Below are 3,411 nucleotides of genomic sequence, written 5' to 3' on the forward strand. Positions count from 1 at the left end.
GGCCGGGGCCACAAGTCGCTTAAGCGCTGCTAGCTGATCATGTCATCGAATGGCAGCGGGCCGCGGTTGCCGCGGTGGTGCGCGAAGACCAAGGTGGTTTCGGTATGGCCCACCGACTCGTCGGTGGCGAGGTTGTCCAGCACCCAGTCACGCAGCGCATCGGTGGAACCGACCGCGATATGCAGCAGGTAATCGGTGCCGCCGGAAACATGGAACATGGACAGCACCTCGGGCAGCTGCGGGATGCGTGCCACGAAAGCGTCAATCTTCTCGCGGTCGTGGGCGCGCAGCTTGACCGAGATCAGTGCCTGCACGGTACGGCCTACAGCGCCCAGCGATACCTCGGCGTGGTAGCCAGTGAGGATGCCGCGCTCGACCAGCGAACGGGTGCGCAGCAGTGCGGTGGATGGAGCGATGCCCGCACGCTGTGCGAGGGTCGCATTGGAGATACGTGCATTAGCGACCAATTCGTCGATGATGATTCGATCGATTTCGTCCAGATCGACGTTTGATGAAAGCTCTGATTGCTGGGCCATAAGAATATTTCATCATATTCGCGAGATATCAGTGGGATCTTTGGCAGAAAAATCGGCGTATGCCGTCCGCGTACGAGTAAATAATCGGTGAACAAACGGATATATTGGGGATATGACACGTCGTTCTGAGCACACCGGTGAATCCTTTGATACCAGGCTGGCGGCCTATTGCTTGGTGGAACATGAAGGAAAGGTACTGCTAACGCTCTGGGATATGCGTCATCGCGATCCACGCTTCACCCCGCGCTGGTCCCTTCCCGGCGGTGGCATCGATTTGGGGGAGCCTATCGAAGAAGGCGCGCGCCGTGAAGTCTATGAAGAGACCGGCTACGCGGTGGGCGAGCTGGCGCTCCTGGATGTCAGCACGGGAGTTATTCCCGGTTCCAAGCGCTACTCGGGCGAAGGCCATGCCATGCAAACGGTGGCGGTCACCTATCGGGCCAAGCTGACCGGTGGAGAACTGCGCCATGAAGTCAACGGTTCTACCAGCCAGGCCGCCTGGTTTACCCGCGAGGAGATTGCCAAGCTGAACTGCATTGAACGCGTTGAGAGCATCTTGCGACTGACCGCACCCGGCAAGCAGCGGCGGATCGCCACTGGCCTGCCCTAGAATCAATAGGGACATGAACTTGCGAAATACCATCACCGTTGGCGCACTCAGCGCAACCCTGCTGCTAACCCTGTCTGCTTGCACCGAAGAGGCAACGCCGACGGCCGAGCCAAGCAAGGCCATCACCTTGCAGATTGCTGCCGGTTCTCAACCTGCAGACCAGGCCTTGGCCCATGTCTATGCCAATGCGCTGAAAGCCGAAGGCTACAAGGTGTCGCTGAACAAGCCCAGTGCTGATCCTTACCAGCAGGTGGTCGACGGAAAAGCCGATTTGGCGGTGGACCAAGCGGCCAAGGCCCTGCCCCTGGTTGCTGACCCGGCGGCTATCACCGGTGAAGATCAATTGCTGAGCGTCGAGGAATCCAAGAACCTGCGCAGCGCCATCAATGACGCTGAGGGGGAGCTTTCTGCCTTGGAACTCAGCCCAGCTGATGCGGGAAAGGTCTTGGTCATGAGCCAGGCCCAGGCAACCTTGCACAAGGTCGATTCGGTGGAAACCCTGATTGCGGCTTGCACAGATCTGACGATCATTAGCGATGAAGCCAACGCCGCATCTTTGAAGGCATCATTGGAGGACGCTGGCTGCGGGAAGCCGAAGGTCGTGGCTGAGGAGCCGGCGAAACTGGCCAGCAAGCTGCGTGCCTCGGTGGACAGCGCGGCGGCGCTCGGGTCGGGAGATGCCGTCATCTCTGATGAAGGCTTCTACAGCATTCCGGGAAGCGCCGCCTTCTTCAACTCCGAGCAGTACATGGTGCTGGCCAGCGGCGACGTGGATGACAAGGCCCGGGCAGAACTGGACAAGATCACCGGCGAATTCTCGCAGCAGTCCCTCGTGGACCTGAACCGGATGGTCAGCCAGGCCGACGGACTGAGCCCAGAGCAAGCGGCCACCCGTTGGGAATGGATCATCGAAGAGTAGGCCCCAGCCAGCTCTCCCAGGATTTCGACCGCTGACCATAGCGGTCGAGTAACAAGGTGTGTCGATCGCACCTGACGTGAGAAAGTGTAACCATGGCAGAATTCAAACAATCAACGAAACTGCACAACGTCCTCTACGACATCCGCGGCCCGCTGCTTGAGCACGCCACGCGCATGGAGTCCGAAGGACATCGCATCCTGAAGCTGAACATCGGCAATCCCGCGCCGTTCGGCTTCGAGGCGCCCGACGCGGTGCTCGTTGACATGATTCGCAACCTGCCTAACGCCCAAGGATACTCGGACTCCCGCGGCATTCTCTCGGCACGTACCGCTGTCTCGCAGTACTACCAGACCCGTGGCATCCAGACCATCGGCGTGGATGACGTCTACCTGGGCAACGGTGTCTCCGAGCTGATCACCCTCTCGTTGAATGCGCTGCTGAATAACGGCGACGAGATCCTGATTCCCGCCCCTGACTACCCGCTGTGGACCGCTTCGGTTTCACTGGCCGGCGGCACCCCGGTGCATTACATGAATACCGAGGAAGAGGGCTGGCTTCCTGATCTTCAGGACATGGAAGCGAAGATCACCGATCGCACCAAGGGCATCGTGATCATCAACCCCAATAACCCGACCGGTGCGGTGTACCCCAAGGAAACCCTGGAGGGAATCCTCGAGCTGGCGCGCAAGCACAACCTGATTGTGTTCTCGGACGAGATCTACGAAAAGATCCTCTACGAAGACGCCGTGCACATCAACACCGCTTCGTTGGCAGATGACGTGCTGATATTGACCTTCTCCGGCCTGTCCAAGGCCTACCGCGTGTGCGGCTTCCGTGCTGGGTGGATGGCTATTTCCGGTCCCAAACACCAGGCCGGCGACTACATCGAGGGCATCAACCTGCTGACCAACATGCGCCTGTGCGCCAATGTGCCGGCGCAGCACGCAATCCAGACCGCCTTGGGCGGCTACCAGTCGATCAATGACTTGATCCTGCCTGGCGGACGCCTGCTTGAACAGCGCGATGCGGCGTACAACCTGCTCAGCGCGATTCCTGGCGTGAGCGTCCAGAAGGCCAAGGGCGCGCTCTACATGTTCCCGAAGCTGGATCCCGAGGTCTACCCGATCCACAATGATGAGACCTTCGCCCTTGAGCTGCTCAAGGCGCAGAAGATCCTGATCTCCCAGGGCACCGCCTTCAACTGGATCCGTCCGGATCACTTCCGTTTGGTCACCTTGCCCAACGTGCGCGACCTGACTGATGCGGTTGGACGCATCGGACAGTTCCTGGAGGACTGGCGCGCTCGCGCGTAGGCTGCCCGGATGCGGAACCGGGGGGGAATCACC

4 protein-coding genes are annotated in these 3,411 nt (G+C 59.9%); 3 read left to right on the forward strand and 1 reads right to left on the reverse strand.

The genetic code is table 11. The annotated features are described in order from the left end of the window. Positions 1–29 precede the first annotated feature (29 nt). Positions 30–536 (reverse strand): Lrp/AsnC family transcriptional regulator, encoded by a 507-nt coding sequence (locus tag ACNPM8_RS06805; protein ID WP_105657592.1) that lies wholly within the window; start codon positions 534–536, stop codon positions 30–32. A 112-nt stretch (positions 537–648) separates the two neighbouring features. Between ACNPM8_RS06805 and ACNPM8_RS06810 the strand changes: the two genes are divergently transcribed. The 3 genes from ACNPM8_RS06810 to ACNPM8_RS06820 all read left to right on the forward strand — a co-directional run bounded on the left by ACNPM8_RS06810 (position 649) and on the right by ACNPM8_RS06820 (position 3,378). After that, complete coding sequence (locus ACNPM8_RS06810; protein WP_448939501.1) at positions 649–1,146, forward strand: NUDIX hydrolase; 498 nt, start codon at positions 649–651, stop codon at positions 1,144–1,146. A gap of 13 nt (positions 1,147–1,159) precedes the next feature. After that, positions 1,160–2,065, forward strand: coding sequence for a glycine betaine ABC transporter substrate-binding protein (locus ACNPM8_RS06815; protein ID WP_448939502.1), 906 nt, complete (start codon positions 1,160–1,162; stop codon positions 2,063–2,065). A 92-nt stretch (positions 2,066–2,157) separates the two neighbouring features. Beyond that, complete coding sequence (locus ACNPM8_RS06820; protein WP_105657589.1) at positions 2,158–3,378, forward strand: pyridoxal phosphate-dependent aminotransferase; 1,221 nt, start codon at positions 2,158–2,160, stop codon at positions 3,376–3,378. Positions 3,379–3,411 lie beyond the last annotated feature (33 nt).

The organism is Glutamicibacter sp. AGC46 (genome assembly GCF_053543715.1).

Excerpts from the sequence above, each read along its gene's own strand:
- ACNPM8_RS06805 (WP_105657592.1), bottom strand. The coding sequence starts at position 536 with ATGGCCCAGCAATCAGAGCTTTCATCAAACGTCGATCTGGACGAAATC.
- ACNPM8_RS06820 (WP_105657589.1), top strand. The coding sequence starts at position 2,158 with ATGGCAGAATTCAAACAATCAACGAAACTGCACAACGTCCTCTACGAC.
- ACNPM8_RS06810 (WP_448939501.1), top strand. The coding sequence starts at position 649 with ATGACACGTCGTTCTGAGCACACCGGTGAATCCTTTGATACCAGGCTG.
- ACNPM8_RS06815 (WP_448939502.1), top strand. The coding sequence starts at position 1,160 with ATGAACTTGCGAAATACCATCACCGTTGGCGCACTCAGCGCAACCCTG.